General features: G+C 70.7%; 27 protein-coding genes. 19 read left to right on the top strand and 8 right to left on the bottom strand.

Going from position 1 to position 26,307, the window contains the following annotated elements; all coding sequences use genetic code 11:
• The first annotated feature begins 18 nt into the window (after window positions 1-18).
• From GC203_RS15810 to GC203_RS15825, 4 genes are all read left to right on the top strand, one after another.
• Complete coding sequence (locus GC203_RS15810) at window positions 19-726, top strand: TetR/AcrR family transcriptional regulator (RefSeq protein WP_293456422.1); 708 nt, start codon at window positions 19-21, stop codon at window positions 724-726.
• A 206-nt stretch (window positions 727-932) separates the two neighbouring features.
• Window positions 933-1,340 (top strand): GntR family transcriptional regulator, encoded by a 408-nt coding sequence (locus GC203_RS15815; RefSeq protein ID WP_293456424.1) that lies wholly within the window; start codon window positions 933-935, stop codon window positions 1,338-1,340.
• The gene (locus GC203_RS15820) at window positions 1,337-2,278 is read left to right on the top strand and encodes a slipin family protein (RefSeq protein ID WP_293456426.1); all 942 of its coding nucleotides are present in this window, start codon (window positions 1,337-1,339) and stop codon (window positions 2,276-2,278) included. Before GC203_RS15815 ends, GC203_RS15820 begins: the two co-directional genes overlap by 4 nt.
• Window positions 2,279-2,288: 10 nt before the next feature.
• Window positions 2,289-3,686: an alpha/beta fold hydrolase gene (locus GC203_RS15825; RefSeq protein ID WP_293456427.1), complete on the top strand. Its 1,398-nt coding sequence runs from the start codon at window positions 2,289-2,291 to the stop codon at window positions 3,684-3,686.
• Here the strand turns inward: GC203_RS15825 and GC203_RS15830 are convergent.
• Window positions 3,683-4,333, bottom strand: coding sequence for a J domain-containing protein (locus GC203_RS15830; protein WP_293456429.1), 651 nt, complete (start codon window positions 4,331-4,333; stop codon window positions 3,683-3,685). The genes GC203_RS15825 and GC203_RS15830 overlap by 4 nt on opposite strands.
• 52 nt (window positions 4,334-4,385) lie before the next feature.
• Here GC203_RS15830 and GC203_RS15835 point away from each other — a divergent pair, with 52 nt between their 5' ends.
• The 4 genes from GC203_RS15835 (at window position 4,386) to GC203_RS15850 (ending at window position 8,528) form a co-directional block, all read left to right on the top strand.
• Window positions 4,386-4,658 (top strand): BolA family protein, encoded by a 273-nt coding sequence (locus tag GC203_RS15835; protein ID WP_293456431.1) that lies wholly within the window; start codon window positions 4,386-4,388, stop codon window positions 4,656-4,658.
• A gap of 158 nt (window positions 4,659-4,816) precedes the next feature.
• A complete protein-coding gene (locus GC203_RS15840) occupies window positions 4,817-5,323 on the top strand; it encodes a 2Fe-2S iron-sulfur cluster-binding protein (protein ID WP_293456434.1) in 507 nt (168 codons plus the stop codon).
• Window positions 5,320-6,267, top strand: a complete 948-nt coding sequence (locus GC203_RS15845) for a xanthine dehydrogenase family protein subunit M (protein WP_293456436.1) — start codon at window positions 5,320-5,322, stop codon at window positions 6,265-6,267. The genes GC203_RS15840 and GC203_RS15845 overlap by 4 nt, the downstream gene beginning before the upstream one ends.
• On the top strand, window positions 6,264-8,528 hold the full coding sequence (locus tag GC203_RS15850) for a xanthine dehydrogenase family protein molybdopterin-binding subunit (RefSeq protein ID WP_293456437.1): 2,265 nt from the start codon (window positions 6,264-6,266) through the stop codon (window positions 8,526-8,528). Before GC203_RS15845 ends, GC203_RS15850 begins: the two co-directional genes overlap by 4 nt.
• A 219-nt stretch (window positions 8,529-8,747) precedes the next feature.
• Here GC203_RS15850 and GC203_RS15855 read toward each other — a convergent pair whose 3' ends face one another.
• Complete coding sequence (locus GC203_RS15855) at window positions 8,748-9,122, bottom strand: response regulator (protein WP_293456438.1); 375 nt, start codon at window positions 9,120-9,122, stop codon at window positions 8,748-8,750.
• 267 nt (window positions 9,123-9,389) lie between these two features.
• On the opposite strand from GC203_RS15855, the gene GC203_RS15860 reads away from it, so the two are divergent.
• Both GC203_RS15860 and GC203_RS15865 read left to right on the top strand, forming a co-directional pair.
• Window positions 9,390-9,599 (top strand): hypothetical protein, encoded by a 210-nt coding sequence (locus GC203_RS15860; RefSeq protein WP_293456439.1) that lies wholly within the window; start codon window positions 9,390-9,392, stop codon window positions 9,597-9,599.
• 159 nt (window positions 9,600-9,758) lie between these two features.
• Window positions 9,759-10,076, top strand: a complete 318-nt coding sequence (locus GC203_RS15865; protein ID WP_293456442.1) for a UrcA family protein — start codon at window positions 9,759-9,761, stop codon at window positions 10,074-10,076.
• A gap of 79 nt (window positions 10,077-10,155) precedes the next feature.
• On the opposite strand, the gene GC203_RS15870 is transcribed toward GC203_RS15865, so the two are convergent.
• A complete protein-coding gene (locus GC203_RS15870) occupies window positions 10,156-10,854 on the bottom strand; it encodes a pirin family protein (protein WP_293456445.1) in 699 nt (232 codons plus the stop codon).
• A gap of 205 nt (window positions 10,855-11,059) precedes the next feature.
• Here GC203_RS15870 and GC203_RS15875 point away from each other — a divergent pair, with 205 nt between their 5' ends.
• The 4 genes from GC203_RS15875 (at window position 11,060) to GC203_RS15890 (ending at window position 14,117) form a co-directional block, all read left to right on the top strand.
• The gene (locus GC203_RS15875) at window positions 11,060-11,662 is read left to right on the top strand and encodes a beta/gamma crystallin-related protein (protein WP_293456448.1); all 603 of its coding nucleotides are present in this window, start codon (window positions 11,060-11,062) and stop codon (window positions 11,660-11,662) included.
• 53 nt (window positions 11,663-11,715) lie between these two features.
• On the top strand, window positions 11,716-12,525 hold the full coding sequence (locus GC203_RS15880; protein WP_293456451.1) for a peptidylprolyl isomerase: 810 nt from the start codon (window positions 11,716-11,718) through the stop codon (window positions 12,523-12,525).
• A gap of 85 nt (window positions 12,526-12,610) precedes the next feature.
• Window positions 12,611-12,787, top strand: a complete 177-nt coding sequence (locus GC203_RS15885) for a hypothetical protein (RefSeq protein ID WP_293456454.1) — start codon at window positions 12,611-12,613, stop codon at window positions 12,785-12,787.
• 67 nt (window positions 12,788-12,854) lie between these two features.
• On the top strand, window positions 12,855-14,117 hold the full coding sequence (locus tag GC203_RS15890; protein WP_293456457.1) for a cation:dicarboxylase symporter family transporter: 1,263 nt from the start codon (window positions 12,855-12,857) through the stop codon (window positions 14,115-14,117).
• On the opposite strand, the gene GC203_RS15895 is transcribed toward GC203_RS15890, so the two are convergent.
• On the bottom strand, window positions 14,102-14,629 hold the full coding sequence (locus tag GC203_RS15895; protein WP_293456460.1) for a PEPxxWA-CTERM sorting domain-containing protein: 528 nt from the start codon (window positions 14,627-14,629) through the stop codon (window positions 14,102-14,104). The two genes, GC203_RS15890 and GC203_RS15895, sit on opposite strands and share 16 nt — an antisense overlap.
• A 227-nt stretch (window positions 14,630-14,856) precedes the next feature.
• On the opposite strand from GC203_RS15895, the gene GC203_RS15900 reads away from it, so the two are divergent.
• Genes GC203_RS15900 through GC203_RS15910 form a run of 3 tightly spaced genes read left to right on the top strand, consistent with a single transcriptional unit; the run spans window position 14,857 to window position 18,738 of the window.
• Window positions 14,857-16,464 (top strand): winged helix-turn-helix domain-containing protein, encoded by a 1,608-nt coding sequence (locus GC203_RS15900; protein ID WP_293456463.1) that lies wholly within the window; start codon window positions 14,857-14,859, stop codon window positions 16,462-16,464.
• Between the two features lie 47 nt (window positions 16,465-16,511).
• On the top strand, window positions 16,512-17,288 hold the full coding sequence (locus tag GC203_RS15905) for an acyl-CoA thioesterase domain-containing protein (RefSeq protein ID WP_293456465.1): 777 nt from the start codon (window positions 16,512-16,514) through the stop codon (window positions 17,286-17,288).
• Between the two features lie 46 nt (window positions 17,289-17,334).
• The gene (locus GC203_RS15910) at window positions 17,335-18,738 is read left to right on the top strand and encodes a PhoPQ-activated protein PqaA family protein (RefSeq protein ID WP_293456468.1); all 1,404 of its coding nucleotides are present in this window, start codon (window positions 17,335-17,337) and stop codon (window positions 18,736-18,738) included.
• Window positions 18,739-18,753: 15 nt separating this feature from the next.
• Here the strand turns inward: GC203_RS15910 and GC203_RS15915 are convergent, their stop codons facing one another.
• Complete coding sequence (locus GC203_RS15915; protein ID WP_293456470.1) at window positions 18,754-19,299, bottom strand: DsrE family protein; 546 nt, start codon at window positions 19,297-19,299, stop codon at window positions 18,754-18,756.
• Between the two features lie 156 nt (window positions 19,300-19,455).
• Here GC203_RS15915 and GC203_RS15920 point away from each other — a divergent pair, with 156 nt between their 5' ends.
• Complete coding sequence (locus GC203_RS15920; protein ID WP_293456473.1) at window positions 19,456-20,619, top strand: pyridoxal phosphate-dependent aminotransferase; 1,164 nt, start codon at window positions 19,456-19,458, stop codon at window positions 20,617-20,619.
• Here the strand turns inward: GC203_RS15920 and GC203_RS15925 are convergent.
• From GC203_RS15925 to GC203_RS15935, 3 genes are read right to left on the bottom strand one after another with little or no spacing between them, the layout of a single operon-like run.
• Window positions 20,601-20,876, bottom strand: a complete 276-nt coding sequence (locus tag GC203_RS15925) for a DUF1294 domain-containing protein (protein WP_293456476.1) — start codon at window positions 20,874-20,876, stop codon at window positions 20,601-20,603. The genes GC203_RS15920 and GC203_RS15925 overlap by 19 nt on opposite strands.
• A gap of 36 nt (window positions 20,877-20,912) precedes the next feature.
• Window positions 20,913-21,698 (bottom strand): hypothetical protein, encoded by a 786-nt coding sequence (locus GC203_RS15930; RefSeq protein WP_293456478.1) that lies wholly within the window; start codon window positions 21,696-21,698, stop codon window positions 20,913-20,915.
• Window positions 21,699-21,744: 46 nt separating this feature from the next.
• The gene (locus GC203_RS15935) at window positions 21,745-25,449 is read right to left on the bottom strand and encodes a hydantoinase B/oxoprolinase family protein (protein WP_293456481.1); all 3,705 of its coding nucleotides are present in this window, start codon (window positions 25,447-25,449) and stop codon (window positions 21,745-21,747) included.
• A 63-nt stretch (window positions 25,450-25,512) separates the two neighbouring features.
• Between GC203_RS15935 and GC203_RS15940 the strand changes: the two genes are divergently transcribed.
• Window positions 25,513-26,205: a DnaJ family molecular chaperone gene (locus tag GC203_RS15940; protein ID WP_293456484.1), complete on the top strand. Its 693-nt coding sequence runs from the start codon at window positions 25,513-25,515 to the stop codon at window positions 26,203-26,205.
• Window positions 26,206-26,307: the final 102 nt, after the last annotated feature.

Below are 26,307 nucleotides of genomic sequence, written 5' to 3' on the forward strand. Positions count from 1 at the left end.
GATGCTAGATGTCGGTCGATGGCCAAGAGTTCCACTGCAACACCCGCGCGGCGCAGCAAGGCCGAGAGGCGCTCCGAAACGATCGAGCAGATCCTCGACGCAGCTGAATACCTGTTCTCTCGACACGGCCTGCACGGCGTCACCCTGCGGCACGTCGCCCAGCGTGTGGGCGTTCACACCACGCTGCTGCACTACTACTTCGACGACAAGCAGAGCCTGTTCGAGGCGGTGTTCGCCCGGCGCGCAGGCGTCACTAGCGGACGTCGGATGGCGGCGCTGGAGCGCTACGAAGCCGAGTCCGGCGCGCAGCCTACGGTCGAAAGCGCGCTGCGCGCCTTCCTCGATACAGACTTGGATCTCTATTTCGAGGGTGGCGAGCAGTGGATGAACTACGCCGCTTTCTGCGCGCGGGTCAGCAACACGCCGGAGGGCGCCCAGCTGATGGACGTACACTTCGACCCGGTTGTGCTGAAGCTGGTCTCGATCCTGAAGCGGGCTCTTCCGGATTACGCCGACGAGGACATCTTCTGGGGCTATCACTTCGTGACCGGCGCCTTGATGAACACGCTCGCGCGCACCGGGCGGATCGACCGCCTGTCGGGCGGCGCGTGTCACTCCGATGATTTCCCCGCCGTGAAGGCGCGGATCGCCAAGTTCATGGCGGCGGGTTTTCTGTCACTGGGTCCCGGGAGTCAGGACGGCGACCAGAGCAAGGACTTGCGCTGAACGGAAGCCTGGAAGGTCCGCTGGCGGGTTTCCCAATGCGCGGCGATTGAGAAACCTTCCCATCTATTGAGCAGGTCGGCCCACCGAGGGAGAGGGGCTCCGTCCGCGGCAGTTCCTGAGATTCCGCGGCGACAAATCCAAAGGACAGGCCCACCGGATTCCGATTTCCGTTGACCGGCGATCGGCTTCGCATATTGTATGAATGTATGCATACACAGGAGCAGGTGATCGGCGGGATCCGGATCGAGGACACAGGCGTCCCGATCTATGTCCAGCTCCGCGAGCAGATCTTGCGGGCGATGGGCGCGGGCGTGCTGAAGCCTGGGGACCAGATGCCGACCATGCGCCAGGTGGCGGTCGCCCTTCGGGTCGACCTCAACACCGTGCGCCGGGCCTATGACGAGCTGGAACGGCTGGGCACGCTTCGCCTCGAGCGAGGGCGCGGCAGCTTCGTCGCCCGCCCGCCGGCCCCGGCCTCGCCCAAGGTCCAGGACGCGGCGGCCGACAAGCTGGCCCGCCAGACCCTGGCCCAGGCGGCCGCCCTCGGCGTCGCCCCGGCCTTGCTGATCGAGAAGCTCGCGGCGTTCGCCGCCGAGAAGGAGACCAAGAGATGAGTGTCACCAGCAACGCCGTTCGCGCGCTCATTTCGGAGACCGCCGTGCGGCCTCCGGGGCGCGTCAACGCCCCGGCTGCGCTGCTCGCGGCCCTGACCATCGCGGGCGGCGCCTGGGCCCTGGCGCTCGGGATCAAGGACGGCTCGGCGGCGGAAGCCTGGTTCGGGGCGATCGTGATCCTCGTGGGCGTCCTGATCCCCATGGCCCTGAAGATGGCCAACCAGTGGGAGCGCGCGGTGGTGCTGCGCCTGGGGCGCCTGGAGCGGGTGGCCGGCCCTGGCCTCTTCTTCATCATCCCGGTGATCGACGATGTCGCCTACTGGATCGACCAGCGCATCCAGACGACCGAGTTCAACGCCCAGCAGGCGCTGTCGAAGGACACGGTGCCGGTGAACATCGACGCGGTGGTGTTCTGGCAGGTGCACGACGCCGAGCGCGCGGCCTTGGAGATCCACGACTACCGCCGGGCGATCTCGCAGGTTTCGGAGACCTCGTTGCGCGAGATGGTGGGTTCGTCGCTGCTGTCCAACCTGCTGGCGGAGCGGAAGAAGGGCGACGCCCAGCTGCGCGACGTGATCGGCCGCAAGACCGCCGACTGGGGCATCTCGGTGATCTCGGTGGAGATCCGCGACATCGGCGTGCCGGCGGGGCTCCAGGACGCCATGAGCCGGCAGGCCCAGGCCGAGCGCGAGCGGCTGGCCCGCGTGGCGCTGGGACAGGCCGAACAGGAGGTGGCCATCAAGTTCGTGGAGGCCGCGGAGATCTACGGCCGCTCGCCGGCCGCGCTGCAGCTGCGCGCCATGAACATCATCTACGAGACGACCAAGGAGGGCGGCGCCACCATCCTGCTGCCCACCGCCATGGTCGACGCGATGAACCCGGGCGGCGTCCTGGGCCTCGTCCAGGCCGCGCAGGGCGGCCAGGCGCCGCAGGCCTGAGGGGGCGGAGATGCGAAACGCGATCAGTCGCTGGATCGTCGGGCTGGCGTTCGCGGCGGCGGCCATGGCGCTGCTGCTCGCCCAGGCGGCGCGGGCGCAGGAGGCGGCGGGCGCGTGGCATGGCGCGCTGAAGGCGGGTGGCGTCGAGCTGCGGCTCGACGTGATCATCACGCCTGACGCGAACGGCGGCCTTTCGGGCCGGATGATCAGCCTCGACCAGGGGGCCGTCTCGATCCCGCTCGCGGACGTTCGTGCCGGCGATGGCCAGCTCAGTTTCGCGGCGCCGAGCGTCCGCGGGCGCTTCGAGGGCCGCTGGGATGCGGAGCGGCAGGCCTGGGCGGGGACCTGGGTCCAGGGCGCGCCCCTGCCGCTGACCCTGGCGCGGGGCCTGTCCGCGGCGATCAACCGCCCGCAGGTCCCGCAGAAGCCCTATCCGTATCGCGAGGCGGACGTGGCGTTCGACAGCGCGCCCGGCGTGAAGCTGGCCTGCACGCTGACCGAGCCGGATGGGAAGGGCCCCTTTCCAGCCGCCTACCTGATCACCGGGTCGGGCGCGCAGGATCGGGACGAGACCCTGCTGGGGCACAAGCCGTTCCTGGTGCTGGCGGATCACCTGACCCGTCACGGGATCGCGGTGCTGCGCTGCGACGACCGCGGCTTCGCCAGGTCGACGGGGGACTTCGCCGCCGCCGTCAGCGCCGACTTCGCCGTCGACGCCGAGGCGGCGGTCGGCTTCCTGCGCGCGCGGCCCGAGATCGACGCGGGCAAGGTGGGCCTGATCGGACACAGCGAGGGGGGGCTGATCGCCCCGATGGTCGCGGCGGGGGATCCGAAGGTCGCCTTCGTGGTGCTGCTGGCCGGCCCGGGCGTGCCGTCGCGCGAGCTGATGGCGGCCCAGCGCGAGGCGGTCGGCAAGGCGAGCGGCGCCCCGGCCGAAGCGCTGGCCCGGCACGAGGCGCTGATGGGCGAGATCGACGGCATACTGGCCGACACCGCCGACTGGGAAGCCTCCAAGATCGAGGTGGTCAAGCTACTCGGCCGGGCAGCTGCGGCGTCCGGAGAGCCGGCGGATGCGGTGGTGATGCGCAGCCAGCTGCTGTTCACCCCCTGGTACCGCGACTTCATCCGCTACGATCCGCGGCCGGCGCTGGAGAAGCTGCGGATGCCGGTGCTGGCCCTGGGCGGGTCGAGCGACGTGCAGGTGGTGGCGAGCCAGAACCTGCCGGCGATCCGCGACGCCCTGAAGGACGACGCCGAGGCGACGGTGGAGGAACTGCCGGGCCTCAACCACCTGTTCCAGACCTCGGCCACGGGAAGTCCGATGGACTACGGCAAGATCGAGGAGACCTTCGCGCCCTCGGCCCTGAAGGTCATCTCGGACTGGATCGTCGCGCACACGCGCGGCTAGACCATCCCGACCTTGCGCAGCGTCTGATAGGCGCGGATCACCCGCTGCAAGCGGTGCTCGCCCGAACGGTCGCCGTTGTTGGCGTCGGGGTGCAGGCGGCGCACCAGCTCGGTGTAGCGGGCGCGGATCTTCGGCCCGTCGGCGTCGTCGTCGAGGTCGAGATCGGCCAGGGCGTTGCGCTCGATCTTGCCCAGCCGGCGCGTCTCGGCCTCGGGCTTCTGCTGCGCGCCGCCGCCGCCGAACATGTTGAAGGGGTCGCGATAGCCCTGGCCCGTTCCGAACTTGGCGGTGAAGGCGGCGGCCTCGCGGCTCATGCGCCCGGCCTTCATCTGCCAGGTGGGCCGCCCGCCGGTCATCAGTTCCTCGTCCTGGCGGCGGCGGATCTCGGATTCGGAGAGGCCGGCGAAGAAGTTCCAGTTGCGATTGTATTCGGCCGCGTGCGGCTGACAGAACCAATAGTGCTCGTGCAGCATGTCGCGGCCCTTGGGCGCGCGCGCGGTCGCCGCGCGCAGGCACCCGGGGTGATCGCACTGGCGTTCGCCGGGCTTCAGCGCATGCACGTCGGCCTCGCGCTCGGCCTCGCCTTCGACGGGCGGCCGCACGCGGATATCGACGAACTTGGGCTTGTATTGAAACGCGCCGGACATGAGCCAAGTATGGGGGGAGGAAGTTTCCGAACAAGAATTGAAGATATCGCCGATGGGCGCCATATTTGATGCCATTCGAGACAAGCTTGAGACGGCCTTCGAGCCCACGCGGCTGGAGATCGTCGACGATTCCGCCCGTCACGCCGGCCATGCCGGAGCGCGGGACGGCGGGGAGAGCCATTTCAACGTGACGATAGAGTCTCCGGCGTTCGCGGGGACGCCCCGGGTCGCCCGCCAACGCATGGTCTACCGCGCATTGGCCGAGGAACTGGCCGGCCCGGTCCATGCGCTCTCGGTGAAGGCGCTGGCGCCCGGCGAGGGCTAGGATTTTTCGTCCGCTCGTCCCGGCGAAGGCCGGGACCCAGATCGGATGACGCAGGGCCGGATGGAAATAGCGTGGCGCGGATCGAACCCCGCATCTGGATCTTTCCATCTGGATCCCGGCCTTCGCCGGGATGAGCGGTTTAAGGGAGGGACAAAGGCGTGCGGACGACGATCACCGTCAACGGCGAGGCGCGGGCGCTCGATATCGACCCGCGCACCACGCTGCTCGACGCCCTGCGCGAGCACCTGAAGCTCACGGGCGCCAAGAAGGGCTGCGACCACGGCCAGTGCGGCGCCTGCACGGTGCTGGTGAACGGAACGCGGATCAACGCGTGCCTGTCGTTGGCGGTCATGCACGACGGCGACGAGGTGACCACCATCGAGGGCCTCGGGACGCCGGAGAAGCTGCATCCGATGCAGCAGGCGTTCCTGAGCGAGGACGCCTACCAGTGCGGCTACTGCACGCCGGGCCAGATCTGTTCGGCGGTGGGGATGCTGGCCGAGGTCGAGGCCGGCCTGCCCAGCCACGCGACGGCCGATGTCGCCCAGCCGGCGGCGGTGGACGGGGCGGAGATCCGTGAGCGCATGAGCGGGAACATCTGCCGCTGCTCGGCCTATCCGCAGATCGTCGCGGCCATCGAGGCCGTCGCCGGAGGCAAGGCATGAAGCCCTTCACCTACGAGCGCGCCGCCGATGCGCGGGCGGCGGTGAAGGCCGCCGCCGAGACGCCCGGCGCGCGGTTCATCGCCGGGGGCACCAACCTGCTCGACCTGATGAAGCTGGAGATCGAGGCGCCGCAGCATCTCATCGACGTCAGCCGCCTGCCGATGGCGGCGATCGAGGCCGAGGGCGAGGGCCTGCGCATCGGCGCCATGGCCACCAACAGCCAGGTCGCGGGCCACGCCGAGGTGCGTCGCCGCTATCCGGTGCTGACCCAGGCCATCGTCTCGGGGGCCTCGGGGCAGCTGCGCAACAGGGCCACGACCGGCGGCAACCTGATGCAGCGCACCCGCTGCCCGTACTTCTACGACGCCTCCAAGCCCTGCAATAAGCGCGAGCCGGGCGCCGGCTGCGCGGCCCTGGAGGGCGTCAGCCGCGAGACGGCGATCCTGGGCGCCAGCCACGCCTGCGTGGCGGTCCATCCCTCGGACATGGCGGTGGCGCTGGTGGCGCTGGACGCCGAGGTCGAGACCCTGACGCCGTCGGGCGAGGCCCGCCGCTTCCCGCTGATGGAGCTGCACCGCCTGCCCGGCGAGACGCCGCACCTGGAGACACACCTGATCCCCGGCGAGCTGATCACCGCGGTGGTCCTGCCGCCGCCGCCCGAGGGCGGACAGCGCTACCGCAAGGCGCGCGACCGGGCCTCTTACGCTACCGCCCACGCCAGCATCGCAGTAGCCGGCGGCAAGGTCGCCCTGGGCGGGGTTGCCCACAAGCCGTGGCGCGCCGTCACAGCCGAAGCCGCCCTGGCCGCCGGGGCCTCGCCCGACGAGGCGATGACCGCCGAACTGGCCGAGGCGCAGGCCATTGGCGAGAACGCCTTCAAGCTGCCGCTCACCGCCCGCCTCGGCGCGGCGACGATCCGCGAAGCCCGGGGAGAGACGCCATGAGTTCCGTCAACGACTGGGCCGGCCCCAATCCGGTCAAGGACAACCGCTCGGGCCTGATCGGCAAGGGCGTCGATCGCTACGAGGGCCCGCTCAAGGTCACCGGGACGGCGCCCTACGCCTACGAGGTCCAGCCGCCGTCGCCGCCGGCCTATGGCGTGATGGTGGGCGCGACCGTCGCGACGGGCCGCATCACGGGCGTCGACATCGCCGAGGCCGAGGCGGCGCCGGGCGTGCTGCTGGTTTGGACGCACCGCAACGTCCCGGCCCAGCCGGCGAAGGGCACGCGCAAGCATCCGCGCAGCACGGCCGGCTCGAAGCCCGCCCTGGAGAGCGACCGCGTCGCCTATTTCGGCCAGCCGGTGGCGCTGGTGGTGGCCGACACCCTGGAGAACGCCACGGCGGCCGCGCGCCTGGTGCGCCTGACCTACGACGCGGCTTCGCCCGACGTGGATTTCGCCGCCCGCAAGGCCGGCGCGGGTCAGCCGCCGGGCGAGGAGGACGTCGAGATCGGGAACTTCGGCGAGGGTTTCGCCGCCTCGGCCGTCCAGCTCGACGAGACGTGGACCACGCCGATCCAGAACCACTGCCAGATGGAGCCCTGCGCTTCATTGGCCTGGTGGGAAGGCGACCGCTGCATCGCCCACACCTCGATCCAGATGGTGAAGCCCGCCCAGCACGGCCTGGCGGAAACCCTGGGGATCGATCGCGACGACGTGCGCCTGATGACCCGCTACATCGGCGGCGGCTTCGGCGGGAAGGGCCAGACCTACGACGACCTGACGCTGGCGGCGCTGGCCGCCCGCGCGCTGGGCCGGCCGGTGAAGGTGGCCTTCACGCGCCAGCAGATGATGCACGGGACGATCCATCGACCGGCCACGGTGCAGCGTGTGCGGCTGGGCGCCGACAGGGACGGCCGGCTGAACGCGTTCTCCCTGATGACCTGGACGCACTGCCACCGCGACGGGGCGTTCACCGAGCACGCCTCGAACTTCGCCCGCACGCTCTACGCCGCGCCCAACCGCCTGACGGGGCACCGGCTGGTGAAGCTGGACCTGCCGGGCGCGGGGCCGATGCGCGCGCCGGGCGAGGCCTCGGGCACGCTCAGCCTGGAGTGCGCCATGGACGAGCTGGCCGAAAGGCTGGGCCTCGATCCCGTCGAACTGCGCATCCGCAACGAGCCGCCGGTCGATCCCGAGAACGGCCGCCCGTTCTCGCAGCGCCAGCTCGTGCGCTGCCTGAAGGAGGGCGCCCAGCTCTTCGGCTGGGACCGGCGCCTGCCCACGCCGGGCCAGGTGCGCGACGGCCGCTGGCTGGTCGGCTACGGCATGGCCGCCGCGATCCGCGGCAACTTCCTGCTGCCGGCCAAGTGCAGCTTCTCGGTCGACGACGACGGCGTCATCACCGTGCGCCAGGGCATGACGGACATCGGCACCGGCACCTACACGGTGCTGGCCCAGATCGCGGCCGAGACCCTGGGCGTGCCGCTGGGCCAGGTACGGGTCGAGATCGGAGATTCCGAGCTGCCGCCGGCGCCCGGGTCGGGCGGGCAGTTCGGCGCGGCGACCGCCGGCTCGGCGGCGCTGATGGCCGGCATGAACCTGCGCAAGGCCATCGCCGAGCTGGCGACGGGCGATGCGGAATCACCCCTGCACGGGGGCGATCCCGCCAAGATCGTCTTCCAGGACGGCGTGGTGGGGATCGAGAACCGTTCGGAGACGCTGGCCGGGCTCATCCGCCGCGCCGCGCCGGGCGGCCTGACGGTCGAGGGCGAGATCCGCCCCGCGTCCGACATGCGCGAATGGAGCCAGCAGACCTATGGCGCCCATTTCTGCGAGGTGGGCGTGGATCCTGTGACGGGCGAGGTGAGGGTGCGACGCATGCTGGGCGTCTTCGCGGCCGGCCGCATCATCAACGCCAAGACCGCCCGCAGCCAGCTCACCGGCGGGATGATCTGGGGGGCGGCCTCGGCCCTGACCGAGGGCAATCCGGTTGACCCCCGCTACGGCTCGCTGCTGGGCCAGGATCTGGCGCAGTACCTGGTGCCCGTGCAGGCCGACATCGGCGAGGTCGAGGCCATCATGCTGGACGAGGTGGACGACAAGGCCAATCCCATGGGGATCAAGGGCGTGGGCGAGCTGGGCAACTCCGGCTCGGGCGCGGCGGTGGCCAACGCCATTTACAACGCCTGCGGCGTGCGGGTGCGCGAGTATCCGATCACGCCCGACAAGCTGCTCGCCGGCCTGATCGCCCGGGGGCTGTGACGGCTCCGCGCCGGCTTTGATGCCGGATGCGCATAACAGTTCTGCGGAAACGGTCGTGGCGGATGCGACCGCCTGATCCTATCTAAGCCTCGCCCGGCGATGACGCCGGTTCGAGGAGAAAAGACCGTGAAGATCCTGCTCAGTGTGGCGGCTCTGGTCGGTTCGCTGAGCCTGGTGTTCAGCGACTGGTCGGCGCAAGCCTTCCCCTATCTCTAGGCGCTAGCTCCTGGGGCGCAGCTGCCCCAGCACGCGCGCCAAATCGCCCTCCCGGAACGGCTTCTGGAGAACCGGGGAGCCACGATCGACATCCCGCAATCCGGCATCGCCGTATCCGGTGGCGAAGGCGAAGGGCGCACCCCTCTGCCGAAGGAGATCGGCCACCGGGAAGATCGGCTGTCCGCCGAGGTTCACGTCCAGGACAGCGCAGTCGAGCTCGGCCTTGTTGGCTAGGTCGATCGCCTCTTCCAGGCGCGAGGCGGGTCCGATGATCGTGCAGCCGAGGTCGCTCAGCATGTCCTCGATCAGCATCGAGACCATCATTTCGTCTTCCACGACGAGGACACGCAGGCCCTCCAGCTTGGGCTCGCTGCTCATCAATAGGGCTCCAGCGCAGTTGTCGTTTAGGGGGTTCGGCAATCACGCTCCCCAAGGTCTAGAGCGAGCCGCGCGAAAGTGGAAACCGGATTTGCAACTCGCTGGTCCGCGCCCACGCCCCGACCGCGGTCTGTCGGGGCCCCGACAGAACGTCCCAAGCGTGACAGTGGTTCCCTGCGCGCACGCGCCGCACCGGGTGCGACAGGAAGCCTTCGGGTTTCGGAAACCATTGTTTGGAAGACTCGTGCGCGGTTGAGGAACAACGCCATGTTCGACTTCACGGTGCGGGCCCGGAGCGGCCATTGGGTTCTGCAGGACGCCGAGTGCGGCGACCTGGGCGCCTATGAGACGCGCGATGAAGCGCTGGCCGCGGCGGGCGACTGGGTCCGCCTGATCGATGCGCCCTGGCCGGTCCTGGTCTGTGACGCCGACGGCGAATGGGACCAGACGGTCGTTGAGCCCACACGACTCCACTGACGCGGGACATTACGCGGCGTTTAAGTATTAAACGTCTGTAATTATCTTAAATCTGCGTCATTACTCCGTATTCACGGGAGTTCCGACGAGCCTCGAAGTATTCGTTTCCCTGCCGGCGGACATCACCGCCGGAGCACAACCGCTTCGAGGGAAACCGCCATGATCAACGATATCGCCTCCCGCATCTCCGGCGCCGCCATGCTCGCCCTGGCCGCCCTGCCCATCGGCGCTCTGGCCACCGCGGCCCACGCCGAAACCCGCGTCGCCGTGGCCGACATCAACCTCCTGACCCCCGAGGGGGTGGCCACGTTCAACCAGCGCGCCGACGAGGCCGGCCGCAAGTACTGCATCACCGAGCGCAGCCTCGACCGCCACGCGGCCTGCGTCGCCGGTGTGAAGGCCGAACTGACCGAGAAGCTCGACGCGCTGCGCACCGCCCAGCTCGAGCAAGCTTCCCAGACCTTCGCCGCCCGCTAGCTCTCCCTTCGAAGAGCGGACGTGCGAACGGGCCCGCGGCCGCCCCAGCCGCGGGCCTAATCGCATCAGGACGGCAGGCTCAGGCCGCGTCCACCAGCACGACTTCGGCGTCTTCCAGCGCCGTAACCTTCAGGACCTCTTCGTCCTTCACCGCCACGCCGTCCCGGGCGTCCAGCCGGACCCCGTTGACCTCCACGGCGCCGCTCGCCGGCACCAGATAGGCGCGCCGGTCCTTGCCCAACCGGTACTCGGCGCTCTCGCCGGCCTTGAGCGTGGCGCCGGCCACCCGCGCGTCGGTGCGGATCTCCAGCGCGTCGTCGTCGCCCGCCACGCCGCTGGCCAGGGTGACGAACTTTCCGGCCCGGTCGCCCTTGGGGAAGGGCCTCGCCCCCCAGCGGGGCGCGCCGCCGCGCGAGGTGGGCTCGATCCAGATCTGGAAGATCCGGGTCGTTTCAGGCTCCAGATTGTATTCCGCGTGGCGGATGCCGGTTCCGGCGCTCATCACCTGCACGTCGCCGGCGGCGGTGCGGCCCATGTTGCCCAGGTTGTCCTGGTGGGTGATCGCGCCCTGCCGGACGTAGGTGATGATCTCCATGTCGGCGTGCGGATGCGGCGGGAAGCCGGAGTCCGGAGCGATCTCGTCGTCGTTCCACACCCGGATCGGGCCCCAGCCCATGCGGGCCGGATCGTGATAGCCCGCGAACGAGAAGTGGTGGCGGGCCTTCAGCCAGCCGTGGTCGGCGCCGCCGAGGCGCGAGAAGGGTCTGCGTTCGATCATCGGTCATCTCCCGGGGCGCGAACTGACGCGCCGCTTTCGAGATCCAAGATAGTCTCGCTTCGGCGGCGATAAACCGGGCGTCTCGCATAAGATTATCGCTCAACGGGAATCAATCCTCTCGCTGACCCGAACCTGTGATGGAGCTTCACCGCGGGTTCATGCAGCGCCGGCTCTTCTCGCCCTGCAACCGGCTGAGGAGGCGGACATGACGACCAAGACCCCGTGGATCGTGGCGGCGGCCCTGGCGCTCGCGGTGGCGGGCCAGGCCCAGGCCCAGCCGCGCGGCGCGCCGACCGCGACGCTCTACGAGTTCCGCAACTTCCAGGGCCGGTCCATCACTATCACCCAGCCGACCGCCGACCTCGGCGACTGGCGGTTCAACGACCGCGCCCAGAGCGCGCGCTTCCAGGGCCGTTGGCGTATCTGCGAGCACGACGACTACAAGGGCCGCTGCCAGGAGGTGAGCGGCGACGTGGCCGACCTCACCACCTACGGCCTGATGGGCCAGATCTCGTCGATCGAACCCGCCCTGCGCGGTCCCGGCGGCCCGGGCGGCTACTACCCCGATCGCCGACCGGATGGGCGCGGCGTGGAGGGGACCCGCACGGTGTTCTTCCCGCGGCCGACGATCGGCGGGCTCGACGTGGCGGCGGGCGACCGCGGCGCCGACGTCTATTGCCGCCGCCAGGGCCTGGGCTCGGCCATCTGGTACGACTCGAGCGAGCGGGCCCGCCAGGCCGTGGGACCCGACGGCGAGCTCACCGGCCGGTCCACCGTGCTGCGCGACCTGCTCTGCCGTAGGTATTGACGGCCGCGCGCCGCCTTGGCCCTGTCTGCGGGAACGGGCGGGCGGAGGCGCGGATGCTTCGGACGACAGGTTTGGCGGCGGCGGCGATCCTGTTGGCGGCCGCCGCGCCCGCCTCCGGCGGCTGGCGGGCGCTGGACCCTGAGAACACCCTGGTGATCGACACCACCAAGGGCCGCATCGTCGTGGAGCTGCGGCCGGACTTCGCGCCGAAGGGCGTGGAGCGGATCAAGCTGCTGGCGCGGGAGGGCGTCTACGACGGCCTGCTGTTCCATCGCGTGATCGACGGCTTCGTCGACCAGACGGGCAACCCCGACAATCACGACGGCGGGGCCTCGACCCACCCCGACCTGCCGCCCGAGTTCACCTTCCGCATCCCGCCGGAGACCGCGGCCATCGTCGTCGAACGCAGCGACGCGCGCGAGGGCTTCGTGGGCGCGACGCCGTTCCAGGCGGTCTCGGCCGCGGAGCAGGCTCGGGCCTCGGATGGCCGTTTGCGCGGCTGGGGCGCCTATTGCGCAGGCGTCATGGGTATGGGCCGCCAGGCCGATCCGGGCAGCGCCAACAGCGAGATCTTCTTCATGCGGGAGCCGGCGCGCCGGCTCGACCACGACTACACGGTGACCGGCCGGGTCGTGGTGGGGCTGGAGGTTGCGCGCGCGGTGGCGATCGGGGAGCCGCCCGTCGCGGCCGACCGCATGATCCGCGTCAGGGTCGCCGCCGACCTGCCCGAGGCCGAGCGCCCGGTCGTCGAGGTCGAGGATGAGAAGAGCGCAGGTTTCCGATCGAAGGTCGCGGCGCAGAAACAGGCAAAAGGCCCGGCCTTCTCGATCTGCGACGTGGAACTACGTTCTCGTATAAGGTGAGCGTGCCTGCGACGATACGCGCAATTGTTGCATCGTCGAACCCCCGCTAACCAGCCAAAGTCGGGAAGACGGGGCCCCTAACTCCATGCGTTACGAAGTCGTCGAAGAGCTTGGCGAGTGGATCGTCCGCAACGAAGGCGGCGAGCTGGCGCGCTACGAAGACCAGGATCACGCGTTGCAGGACGTCGCCGATCGCCTGCGGGACGCCGATACGGCGGAACCCGCGTCGCTCTCGGTCCGCTACAGCCGCAAGGCGGGCTGACCAAAGCGCTTGCTCCGCGGCTTGGCCGCGGGCCAGATCGCTCCGTGCAGCCACGGAGCGAGCGAAGTTGAATTTCCTGAAATCCCTGAGCGTACAGGTGCTGATCGCGCTCGCGCTCAGCCTGGCCGTGGGCGCGTTCGCCGCGGCGTACGGCGGGGAGGGCGTGCGCCGGATCATCGAAGGCGTCGAGGCGTTGGGCGGGCTGTGGCTCAATGCGCTGCGCATGACCGTGGTGCCGCTGATCTTCGCGGTGCTCGTCACCGGCATCGCCCAGGTCTCCGACGCGGCCGCCACGGGGCGGCTGGCGATGCGCGCGGTGGGCCTGTTCCTCGTGCTGCTGCTGGTGTCCGCGGTCACCGCCGTGCTGCTGGTCAACGGCGTGCTGGCGCTCTGGCCGGTCAGCGAGGCCGCGTCCACGGCCCTGCGCGCGGGCGCCCAGGCTCCGCCGGCGGGCGCGGCCACGGCTCCCGACTTCGCCGAGTGGGTCAAGACGCTCGCGCCCGCCAATCCGATCAAGGCGGCGGCGGACGACGCCGTGCTGCCCGTCGTGGTGTTCGCGGTCTTCGTGGGCTTTGCGCTCACCCGCCTGCCCGACGGCCGGGGACGGACCCTGATCGAGGTGTTCCAGGCGCTGGGCGACGCCATGATCATTATCGTGCGCTGGGTCCTGATGGTGGCGCCGGCGGGCGTCTTCGCGCTCGGCCTGGGCGTCGGCCTGCGCGCGGGCGCCGCCGCCGCGGGCGTGCTGGGCCACTACATCGCCGTCGCCTGCTCGGCCGGGATTGCGATCACCGTGATCGCCTATGTGCTGGCGGTGACCGTCGGGCGCGTGCCGCTTGGCCGCTGGGCCAGGGCCTCGTCGCCGGTCCTGGCGACCGCCTTCGCCACCCAGTCGTCCCTGGCCTGCCTGCCGGCGATGATCGAGCGCTCGCAGGACGAGCTGGGCGTGCCGGCCCGCATCGCCGACCTCGTGCTGCCGCTGGCCGTGGCGGTCTTCCGCTTCACCAGCCCGGCGGTGAACCTCGCCGTCTGCATCTTCGTGGCGAAGGTCTACGGGATCGAGCCCACGCTGCTGCAATACGCCGGTGGGGTAGCGGTGGCGCTTGCGGTCAGCGTGGGCTCTGTGGGCCTGCCGGGGCAGGTCTCCTTCATCGTCAGCGTCGCCCCGATCTGCTTTGCGCTGGGCCTGCCGATCGACCTTCTGCCGATCCTGCTGGCCGTCGAGGTGGCGCCGGACATCTTCCGCACCCTGGGCAACGTGGCCGGCGACATGGCTGTGACCGCGATCCTGGCGCGCGACGAGGGCGAGGACGCTCAGGCGGCGGCCTGACGCGCGCCCCGCCGCCGCGCCCGCAGGCAGGCGCCAGCCGCCCCGAAGCCCAGGAGCATCAGGGCCCAGGCGGCGGGTTCCGGAACGCCGCCGGTCACCTCGGTGATCCTCAGAATGGTGTCGCCGGCGTTGTTGGGGACGTAGGGCCTGAGCAGGAAGGCGCCGGTCTTGATCGTCGGGCTTGTCGTGCTTCCAAAGTACAGGTGGAGCCCGTAAGCCGCGAAGAGCGCGCTGCCACCTGGCGCATTGTCCAATTCCAGCGCCCTGCTGTCGGTGAAGAAGGTCACGTTCGCCGACGGGCCTTCGGCGTCCTGGAACGTTCCCGGCACGCCGATCAGAGTGAAGGTGCTCCAGGTGGAGACGTCCGGCGTCGGATTGGAATCGATCAGGAAGGTGGCGGAATATCCGCCCGTGAGCGTGAACAGGAGCTGGGCCGCCTGCGCCTGAGCGCCGAAGGCCAGCGCGCCGGCGAAGGCCGCAGCCCCGACCGATCTGGATAACCACCCCATCATCTGTCCTACCCCCTGAACGCGGCCCGATCGCACCCCGCGACCGTCCGCGACGTCGGAGAGACGATCCCACAGGCGCGCACGCCGAATCCCGGAGGACTCCCGATGGAATCCTGATGGCTCTCCCAAGTGGTTGATTGACCTGGCATTGACCAGCTCTGACGTGACCTTGGGACCGGGCTCATGCCACCCCATTGATTACATTCGCCGTTCTGTCGAAGATCGGGTCGGTGGATGAGCGACGTGAAGAGATTTCGCCGGGCCGACGCCAAATCGCCGGCTTTCGGGTCGGCGCCTTCGAGGCGGAGCCGCAGCGCAACGAACTGAGGCTCGACGGCGAACGCCATCCCGTCGAGCCGCTGGTCATGGACGTGCTTTGCTACCTCGCCGACCGCGCCGGCGAGATCGCGACGCGCGACGAGCTGATCGACCACGTCTGGTTCTTCAATCCCGCCGCCGACGAGAGCCTTACCCGCGCCATCTCGCTGCTGCGCCGCGTCTTCGCCCGCGACGCCGCCGGCGGGCCCTATATCCAGACGGTCTGGACGCGAGGCTATGTGCTGGTCGCGGAGGTCCATCGCCAGGGTGCGGCGCCGGCGGTCCGGACCTTCGCGGGGACGCCCGAACTGGAGACCGGGTATTCGGTCGGGGTGCTCGGCTTCCACAGCAATTCACCAGCCCCCGATGACGCCTTCCTCGCCGACGGCATCACCCGCGACCTGACGATGCTGCTCTCGCGCGTACCGCGACTGCGGGTGGCGGCCTACAGCTCGGCCGCGCGGGTCGACGAGCGGACGATGGGCCTCGACGAGATTTCCGCCCGCCTCGGCGCGCGCTACCTGGTCTCGGGCTCGATCAGCCGTCAGGGCTCGGATTTCCAGGTGCGCGCGGCGCTGATGGACGCAATGGACGACGCCCAGGTCTGGGCCCAGCGGATCGACGCGCCGCTCGAAGAGTTCTTCGCCGTTCAGGACCGGCTCATCCTCGATATCTCCACCTCGATCATCAGTGCGTTGCAGGTGTCGCTGAGCGCGGCGATGCGGGGGCGGCGGCCCTTCCAGCTCGGCGCCTACGAACTGGTCCAGCGCGCGGAGGCCCTGCGGCTCAACTACAATCGCCAGACCGCCCTGGAGATCGTCAGCCTCCTGGACCAGGCCCTGGAGATCGATCCGGCCGACGCCGCCGTTCACGCCGCGCTGGCCGTCCAGCACACCCAGAACATCGTCAGCAACTTCGCCGGTTCGGCGGCCGAGACGTTCCCCCTGGCCAAGCGCCACGTCGAGACCGCGCTGGGCCTCGCGCCGCGCGACCCTGACGTACTGGCCGCCGCGGGCATCGCGGCCGCGATGATGGGCAATGCGCGGCTCGCGGTCCGTCATCTGGAGCAGGCCGCCGACCTCGATCCCAACAATCCACACACGCTCGCCGTCCTGGGGTGGCAGCAGTGCTGGGTGGAGGGGACGCCGACCGGCCGCGAGCTGATCGAGACCGCCGAGCGACGCGCGCCGCATCATCCCCGTTTCGCGCTTTGGGCCCATTACCGCGGACATTGCGAGATACGGCTGGGCGATCCCGAAGCGGCGATCGCCGCCTATCGCGACTGCGTCGAGCGCAACCCGAACTACAGCCTCAACCTGGTCACCCTGGCGGCTGCTCTCGCGTTCGTCGGCGAGGCCGCAGAGGCGCGCAGGGTCATCGCGACGGTTCGCGAGATCGCGCCGCGCTATCACTCGGACGACTACGAGCGGCTGGCGCGGCGCATGGTCTACTGGTTCGGGCCGGACCCGAGCCGCGACGCGATGATCGGCGCGCTGCGCAGCGCCTGGTCCGAGGCCTGATCACGGCCGCTCGCCAAGCTTGAGCGGTTCGGGCATGTTCCCGCGCCATGCCAAATGAACCCTTCTTTCGAAAAACGGACGGCCGTTTCCTGCCCACCCGCGCGGGCGTCGGCCCGTGGAACAAGGACTCGCTCCACGGCCGGCTGATCATCGGCCTGCTGGGCGCCGAGATCGAGCGCCAGTACCGTACGCCCGAGTACATGCCCGCGCGGCTGACGGTCGACATGTACCGCCTGCCCGACCTGTCGCCGATCGAGGTCGTGACCCGCGTGGTCAAGGACGGCTATCGCATCAAGGTGGTCGACGCCGAGTTCATCTCCGGCGGCCAGAGCGCCGGGCGGGCCACCTGCCAACTCCTGCGCCGCACCGAGAACCCGCCGGGCAATGTCTGGACGCCGCCCGCCTGGGACGCGCCCAAGCCAGCCGACATCCCCGAGCCCCAGGACCGCCGCGCCGGCATGGGCGGCATGTGGGCCATGCGCCCGATCTCCGGCGCCTTCGGCTCGCTGGGCGTGCGCAAGACCTGGATGGCCGAGGTGCGCGAACTGGTCGAGGGCGAGCCGTTCACGCCCTTCGCCCGCGTGGCCACCGCGGCCGACTTCGCCAGTCCCTTCGCCAACGCCGGCGACCAGGGCCTGGGCTACATCAACACCGACCTCACCCTCTACCTCCACCGCGAGCCGGTGACGGAGTGGGTGGGCTTCGAGGTGATCAACCATGGCGCCAGCGACGGCGTCGCGATCGGTGAGTGCTTGATCCACGACGAGCGGGGCCCCATCGGCTCGGCGAGCTGCACGGCCCTGGCGCAGAAGCGCAAGGTTTAGGTAGGCTCCCGCCCAAGGGCCGCCGACAGGCCCGAGGGAGGCGACGATGAAGGTCCTGAAGCTGCTGGGCGGCGCGCTGGCCGCGCTCGCGCTCGGCGCCGCGCCCGCCGCGGCCAATCCGCCGAACGCGCTGGACGCCTATGTGGCGCGGCCCGACCCCAGCTTCGCCTGGCGCGTCGAGAAGACCTTCACCGGCCCCGGCTACCGCGGCGCGGTCCTGGAGCTGACCTCCCAGACCTGGCTGTCGCCCAAGGAGACCGATCGCTCGGTGTGGAAGCACTGGCTGGTGGTGACGATCCCGGACACGGTCGCCCACGACAAGGCGATGCTGTTCATCGACGGCGGCAACAACACCGACCCCGCGCCCAAGGGCCCGACCGGCTACCTCGCCAAGATGGCCACCGACACCAGCTCGGTGGTGGCCGAGCTGCGGCAGACGCCGAACCAGCCGATGCACCTGGCGGGCGACCCGTCCGGCAAGGCCCGGGTCGAGGACGAGATCATCGCCTACCAGTGGGCGCGCTACCTGAACGCCGGCAATCCCGACGCCCTGGTCCGCCTGCCGATGGTCAAGGGCGCCTCGGCCGCCATGACCGCGGTCCAGCAGTATCTTCCGGGCGAGAAGCTGAAGGTCGACGGCTTCGTGGTGGCCGGGGCCTCCAAGCGCGGCTGGACGACGTGGCTCTCGGGCCTCCTCGACGAACGGGTGATCGGCATCGCGCCGCTGGTGATCAACACCCTCGACGTCGACGCTACGGCGATCCATCACTGGCGCGCGCTGGGCTACTTTTCGCCGGCGCTGCAGGACTACGTCGACGAGCGCCTGATCCCCGACCAGATCGGCAAGCCGGTGCTGGAGGCCGTCAACGCGATCGAGGACCCGATCCGCTATCTCGACCGACCGCGAATGAAGATCCCGAAGTACGTGGTCAACGCCGTGGGCGACGAATACTTCCCGCCCGACAACACGCGCTTCTCGTGGACGAAGTTGCCCGGGGACAAGCGCTTGCGGATGATCCCCAACGCCAACCACTCGCTGGCCTTAACCGATGTCACCGACAGCGTCACGGCTTGGTACGACGCCCTGATCAGCGGCCGGCCGATCCCCGAGCCCACCTGGACGGTGGCCAAGGACGGCACGGTGGTGGTCAGCGGCGCGCAGGGGGCTGAGGTGCGGCTCTGGCAGGCGACCAACCCCAAGGCCCGCGACTTCCGCGTCGCCACCCTGGGCCGGGCGTTCAAGGGCGAGGTGCTGGCGCCGCGGGCCGACGGGACCTACGCCGCGAAGGTCGCCGCGCCGGCCGAGGGCTTCACCGCCTGGTTTCTGGAGATGACCTATCCCAGTGGCGGCAAATACCCGTTCAAGTTCACCACCGAGGTCTATGTGACGCCCGACGTCTACCCCTACCGCTGGGAGGACGCGCGGCCGATCACCAAGCCCGACCGCTGATCGCCGGACGGCCCGTCAGAACGGGTTGACCGTGTAGCCCTGCTGCTGGAGCAGGGCGAAGGCGGTCATGGCCGAGAGCGCCATCTTCACGCCGGGAAGCAGGTCGGCCTTGGTGATGCCGCGGGCCGCCGCGGTCTGGCCGCAGAGGTAGATGTCGACGCCATGGGCGGTCAGGGCCGCGATCTCGGCCGCCGTGGCGTTGGTCTTGCCGTCCTTGCGCTGGGCGTAGGCCGCCGGGCCGAGCAGGTCGTCGGCCGCTGCGCCGTGGACCACGATCGCGATGTGGATGTTCTCCAGGGGCACGCCGGCCTCGACGTTCATATTGATGAAGCGGGCCGCCGAATCGATGGCGCGGTTGACCTCGCCGGGCTTGGCCGCGTCGCTCACGTTGAAGGCCACCTTGAGCGTCGTCCCCGGCGGAATGGGCAGGTCGCTCTCGACGCTGGCGACGTCGCCGAACCCCTGGAAGACGGGGCCGCTGTGGAACCCTGCGCGCGGCGCCGCGACCGCCACGGCGGGCAGCAGGGCGAGGATGGCGAGGAGGGCGGGAAACCTGAACATGGCGACGTCCTGTGCGGCTGAGCACTTGAAGGCTTAGCAAGACTTCGAGGCTCGACCACGCCCTTATTCGGCCAGGCGCGGCCGCATCTCACAAAGACGCCTGGACTTGCTGCGCGCCATCTCCCGCGAAGCCGCGGAGATGAGTATGGATGCGCCATGTTCGCGCCCACGCCGCGCCAAGCGGTGCAAGACCTCCGCCTGTCCAAGATCCGCGAGGTGGCGAACGCCGGCCTCGGGCGCGACGACATCCTGACCTTCTGGTTCGGCGAGTCCGATCAGCCCACGCCCGAGTTCATCCGCCGCGCGGCCGCCGAGGCGCTGATGCAGGGGCGGACCTACTACACCCACAACCTGGGGCGAGCCGATCTGCGCCAGTCGCTGTCGGACTATCTGACCCGCCTGCATGGCGTACCGATCGGGCCCGATCGGCTGGCGGTCACCAGCGCCGGGGTCAACGCCCTGATGCTGGCCGCCCAGCTCGTCGTTTCGCCGGGTGACCGCGCGGTGGTGGTGGGCCCGATCTGGCCGAATGTGGTGGAGATCCCGAAGATCCTGTCGGCCGAGGTTGAGGTGGTCCCGCTGGAGCCGGCGCAGGGCCGCTGGCGGCTCGACCTCGACCGGCTGATGGACGCGCTGACGCCCGATACGCGCCTGCTTGTCGTCAATTCGCCCAACAATCCCACCGGCTGGATGCTCTCCCCGGACGACCGCGCCGCCATACTCGAGCGCTGTCGCCGCAACGGGACGTGGCTGCTCTGCGACGACGTCTACGAGCGGCTCACCTTCGACCGGCCCACCGCGCCCTCGTTCCTGCCCCTGGCCACGCCGGAGGACCGGGTGATCGGGACCAACAGCTTCTCCAAGGCCTGGCGGATGACCGGCTGGCGGCTGGGCTGGATGGTCGTGCCGCCGCCGCTCCTGGACGGGCTGGGCGTGCTCATCGAATACAACACCTCCTGCGCGCCGGACTTCGTGCAGGAGGGGGCCAAGGCCGCCCTGGATCACGGCGACGCCTACGTCTCCGAGGTCCGCGCCGAACTGGCCGCCGCGCGCGACCAGGTGCTGGGCGCGCTCAGGGCCATGCCGGGTGTCGAGGCGCCGCAGCCCGACGGCGGCTTCTACGCCTTCTTCAAGGTGGGGGGCTGTGCGGACTCCATGGCCCTGGCCAAGGACCTGATCCGCGAGGTGGGCCTGGGCCTGGCGCCCGGTTCGGCCTTCGGGCCCGAGGGTGAGGGGTGGTTGCGCTGGTGCTTCGCCGCGCGGCCCGAGAAGAACGCGGCGGGCCTGGAGCGGCTGGCCGACTATCTGAGCAGGCGGTAGGCGACCCAGGCCAGCAGCACCGCCTGCACGCCGAAGATCACCCACAGCGACGTGCGGAACGGCTCTTTCCGCGTCTTGTGCCGCAGGATCTGCTGGCCCGCGATCGCGCCGGGCGTCCCCCCAAATGCGGCCAGCATCAGCAGGCGGCGCTCCAGCACGCGCCACTGCCGCCGCTCGGCGGCCCGCTTGTCGAGCGCGAAGGCGGCGAAGGTCACGCCGTTGATCGCCAACAGGTAGAGCGCGGCCAGCTCGAACATCGCGCCGAGGCTGCGCCCGGGACGGTGAAGACCCCCTTACGCGCTCGGCGGTTCGGGCGGGGCGGGGGCGGGCGTCACGTCGACCGTCGGCGCATCGAGCCCCGGGACGGTGTCGGTCGAAGGCGCTTCCGGCGGAGCGGTGTCGGTCGGCGCGCTGTCGGTGGGCGCGGCGTCGGCGGGCGTGGCTTCCGTCGCCGGGGTCTCCGTCGCTTCGGCTGGCGCGGCGTCATCCGACGCCTCGTTCACCCTGAATGTCGCGCCCATCAGCTTGGCGCGGGCTTCCAGATCGGACGCCACCCGTTCGCAGCGGGCGGGCAGGGCCCAGCTCATCCACTCCTGCGCCTTGCGCGCCTCGGTCACCTGGGGGCCGGTGTCCCAGATCTGGCGGCCCTGGCGCACGGCCTCGGCGCCGACCGCGTTGATCGGGCGCAGCGAGGCCTTCTCGGCGGCGGTGAGCGCCGTCTGGAACACCTTGAGCTGAGCCTGGCCGTCCTTCTGCATGTCGGCATAGACCTTCAGGTCGTCCTTCAGGCTCGATCCCGGCTTGCGGAACTGGCCCTCGATGCGGGTGACCTCGGGCATCACCTCGTCGTGCAGGTCGAGGTAGCCGCGCAGCGCGCCGTAGCACCAGGCCACGAACTGATAGTCGTCGCGCGGGGCGCCGGCGGGCAGGCGGTCTTCCTCCGCCTCGGCCGGTGGAGCAGCCTCAGGCTCGGCCGCCGCAGCTTCGGCCGGAGCCTCGGCGGGCGTCTCGGCCGGCGGCGGCTCGGCGGCCGGCGCATCCTGGACGAGGAGGGCGAGGGCGAAGGCGAGGGAGATCATCGAAGGCCTTGTGGTGGCGAATTCTGGCAGCTTTGCGCCCGGCGGCTCAGTCCGCCGGACCGAACCCGCCGCCCCCGGGGGTCTCGATCTCGATGGCGTCGCCAGGCTGGACCGTAACGGAGAAACAGCCGGACAGTTCACTAGCCGCGCCCGAGGCCGCGATCAAACGCTGGCGGCCGGGGCGGCCGTCGCCGCCGCCCGCCAACCCCGGCGGCGCGTGATCGCGGCGCGAGGAAAGCAGGGCCGCCTCCATCGGGGCGAGGAACCGGATGCGCCGCCGCACGCCGTCGCCGCCGCGGTGCGCGCCATCGCCGCCCGAACCCTGGCGCACGCCGAACGTCTCCACCCGCACGGGGAAACGCCGCTCCAGGATCTCCGGATCGGTCAGCCGCGAGTTGGTCATATGGGTGTGGACCGCGCTGGCCCCGTCCGCGGTCGCCGTGGCGCCCGCGCCGCCGCAGATGGTCTCGTAGTACTGCCGCTGGTCGTCGCCGAAGGTGAAGTTGTTCATCGTGCCCTGGGCCGCGGCCATCACGCCCAGCGCCGCGTAGAGCGCGTCGACCACGTGCTGGCTGGTCTCGACGTTTCCGGCGACCACGGCGGCCGGCGGGCGCGGGTCCAGCATCGAGCCCTCGCGCGTGAGGATCTTCAGCGGCTCCAGGCAGCCGGCGTTCAGCGGGATATCGTCGTCCACCAGGGTGCGGAAGACATAGAGCGCCGCAGCGTCCACGATCGCCGACGGGGCGTTGAAGTTGGAGCCGAGCTGGTCGGCCGAGCCGGTGAAGTCCAGCACCGCCTCGCGGGCCGCCGCGTCGACGGTCGTACGCACCGCGATCTCGCCGCCGCCGTCCATGGGCATGCGCGCCGCGCCGTCCGACAGCCGCCCCACCGCGCGCCGCACCGCCTCGGCCGCGTTCTCCTGCACGAAGCCCATGTAGCGGGCCACGGCGTCGGCCCCGTAGGCGCGGATCATCTCCGATACGGCGCCGGCGCCGGCCTGGCAGGCGGCGACCTGGGCCTTGAGGTCGGCGATGTTGCGGTCGGGGGCCCGCGCCGGCCACTGGCCCGACGCCAGGGCCGCGCGGGTCTCGGCGTCGAGGAAGCGGCCGTCGCGCATGATCGGCAGGGCGTCCAGCAGCACGCCTTCCTCGTCGATGGTGTGCGAGAACGGCGGCATGGAGCCGGGCTGAATCCCGCCCACGTCGGCGTGGTGGCCGCGGGCGGCGACGTAGAACGCCGGTTGCTCCTCCCCTGAAGGGGACACTTCGGGGGAGGTGGCGCGTAGCGCCGGAGGGGGCGTTTGGCGGCTTTGCGCCCCCTCCGTCTCGCGGCTAGCGCCGCGATCCACCTCCCCCGTCGTCTTCGCGACAGGGGAGGAGCTGGCCATGAACACCGGCATCACCACGGTGATGTCGGGCAGGTGGGTGCCGCCGGCGTAGGGGTTGTTCAGCGCGAAGGCCTGGCCCGGCTTCAGGTCGGGATGCCGGTCGCGCACCGCCCGGACGCTGGCGCCCATCGAGCCCAGGTGCACCGGCATGTGCGGGGCGTTGGCCACCAGCCCGCCATCGGCGTCGAAAAGCGCGCAGGAGAAGTCGAGCCGTTCCTTGATGTTCACCGAGTGCGCCGTGCGCTCCAGCGCCGCGCCCATGGCCTCGGCCACGCCCATGAAGCGGCGGTTGAACAGCTCCAGGGTCACCGGGTCGGGCCGGTCGAGGGCGATCGCCTTGCGCGTCTCGCCGCCCACACGTGAGAGGCGGATCAGGCCGTCGGCGTCGGCGCGGGCCCGCCAGCCGGGCAGCACCGCGATCTGGGTGTCGGCGCGCACGACCAGCGCCGGGCCGTCGACGCGCGCGAGCGCGTCCGCCGCCACGATGGGCGCATCATGCCAGGCGCTGGCGGCGAACATCCTCACCTGCTCGTCCCGACCGAGGCCGAGGGCGTCGGTGGCCCCTGGATCGGATGCGACCCGGTCTTCGCCCTGGTCGGTCGCGCGGGCGACCGCCTCGGCCTCCACGGCCGCGATCAGGATCGTGCGTTCGGGCTCGACGAAGCCGAACAGCCGCTGGTGGGCCGCCTCGAAGTCGGCCTTGGCGCGGCCCGTGTCGGCCAGGACGACAGGCAATTCGGCGTCGGCCCCATCGTAGCGGAGCCGCAGGGTGCGGCGTACGTCGCCCGCGGGCGCGCCCTGGCCGGCGAGATCGGCCAGCGCCTGGGCTTCGATCGCCTCCAGCGCCTTGCGAGCCGCAACGAGGCCGTTCGCGTCCAGCGGGGCTTCGACGCCGGCCTGCTTCAGCGCCGAAACCCGCGCCTGGCCGATGCCCCAGGCCGACAGCACGCTGCCGTACCTGGGGCACAGCACCTCGGAGACGCCGAGGGCCTCGGCGGTCTGGCAGGCCACCTGCCCGGCCGCGCCGCCGAACGCCACCAGGGCGTGCTCGCGAGGGTCGAAGCCGCGCTCGGTGGAGATGCGCCGCACCGCCTGGGCCATCTGCTCCACCGCCACGGCGACGAAGCCCTCGGCGGCGGCCTCGACGCTCGCCGCGCCCATGGCCCGCGCCAGTTCGGCCAACCGCGCCCGGCTGGCGGCCGGATCCAGCGGCGCGTCGCCCTTCGGTCCGAAAACGCGCGGGAAGTCGCGCGGCGACAGCCGGCCCAGGGCGAGGTTGGCGTCGGTCACCGTCGCCGGTCCGCCCCGGCCGTAGCAGGCGGGCCCCGGGTCGGCGCCGGCGCTGGCGGGCCCGGCCCGCGCGCGCATGCCGTCGAATGCGAGAATCGATCCGCCGCCGGCCGCCACCGTCTCGACGTCGAGCATCGGGCTGCGCAGCCGCGCCCCGGCCACCCGCGCCTGATCCCGCCGCTCCAGCACCCCGGCGAAGCGGCAGACGTCGGTGGAGGTCCCGCCCATGTCGAAGCCGAGCGCGGCGGGGGCGCCGGACTGTTCGGCCGTGTGCGCCACGCCCACCACGCCGCCGGCGGGGCCCGAGACCACGGCGTCGCGGCCCCGGAACGCCTCGGCCGCCACCAGCCCGCCGGCCGAGGTCATGAAGTAGAGCGGCGCGCCGGCGACGGCGTCGGCCACGCGGCGGACGTAGGCTTGCAGCACCGGGGTCAGATAGGCGTCGGCCACCGTCGTTTCGGCGCGGGGAACGAAGCGGGGCAGGGGCGAGACCTCCGAACTCGCCGCAACGAAGGCGAAACCGGCCTCCCGCGCGATCTCGGCGGCCTGGGCTTCGTGCTGCGGGTTGAGATCGGCGTGCAGGAAGGCGATCGCGGCCGAGGTGAAGCCCTCGGCGACGGCGGCCTTCAACCGGCGCCGCAGCGCCTCGGCGTCCAGCGGGCGGATCACCGCGCCATCCGCCGCCAGCCGCTCGGCGGCCTCGACCACGCCCTCGTACAGGGGCGGCGGTCGCTCGATGGTCAGGGCGAACAGCTCGGGCCGGGCCTGGTCGCCGATCAGGATGGCGTCGGCGAAGCCCTCGGTGGTCACGAACAGGGTCTTGGCGCCCCGCCGCTCCAGCAGGGCGTTGGTGGCGACGGTCGTGCCCATCTTGATCGCCTCGACCCGCTCGGCCGGGAAGGGCGCGCCGGGCGCGACGCCCAGGATGCGCCGCATGGCCTCGACGGCGGCGTCCTCGTAGGCCGGCGAGGCCGACAGCAGCTTGCGGGAAACCTCCGAACCGTCGTCCGCGCGGCCGATCACATCGGTGAATGTGCCGCCACGATCGATCCAGAAGGCATAGCGTCTGTCCAAAACTTAACCTCTGGCCCGGATTGTCAGGGGAACGAAGCGGTCGTAAGGCATGCCCATAGCGAAATGAGCTTCTGGCGCAAAATTGCCGGCCTGGCGGCGCGCAAGGTCGATGAGGCGGAGTGCGAAACCTGCCCCCCCGGTTTGCCCGGCGAAGATCCTGCATTTTCCACGGCGGTCACCGCGCTCGGCGCCAAGCTGGCCAAGGCCGACGGCGAGGCCCAAGCCTCCGAGTACGAAGCGTTCCACACGGTCTTCCAGGCCGATCCGGGCAGCGAGGGCAACATCCGCCGCCTCTACCAGCTCGCGCGCCAGACCACCCGCGGGTTCGAAGGCTACGCGCGGCGCCTGCGTAAGCGCTACGGCGGCTGCCCCCAACTGCTTGAGGACGTGCTGGACGGCCTCTTCCACATCGCCGCCTCCGATGGCGCGGTCACCGGCGATGAACTGGTCTATCTGGAGCGGGTCTCCGAACTTTTCGGCCTGTCGCCGCTGGTTTTCCGGCGCATCAAGGCCACGCATCTCGGCGCGGCCAATGACGATCCCTATGTGATCCTCGGCGTGGCGCCCGATGCGTCCGACGAAGCCGTCCGCGCCGCGTGGCGCGCGCAGCTGGCGGAGGCCCATCCCGACCGCGCCCGTTCGCGCGGCCTTCCGCCTGAATTCGTCGAGGTCGCCCACGCCAAGGCCGCCGCCATCAACGCCGCCTATGACGAGATCGTGCGCGAGCGGAAGGCCCTGCTGGAAGGTGCGGCATGACCGCCCGGCGCCTCGAAACGGGCACAAGTTCGGTTGACGTTCGGAACCACTGTGTTGTCATGAGGCTTTCACGGTTCTGCCGGACGCCCTTCTGAGGAGCAT

Source organism: Phenylobacterium sp., assembly GCF_016124325.1.
Lineage (GTDB): Bacteria > Pseudomonadota > Alphaproteobacteria > Caulobacterales > Caulobacteraceae > Phenylobacterium.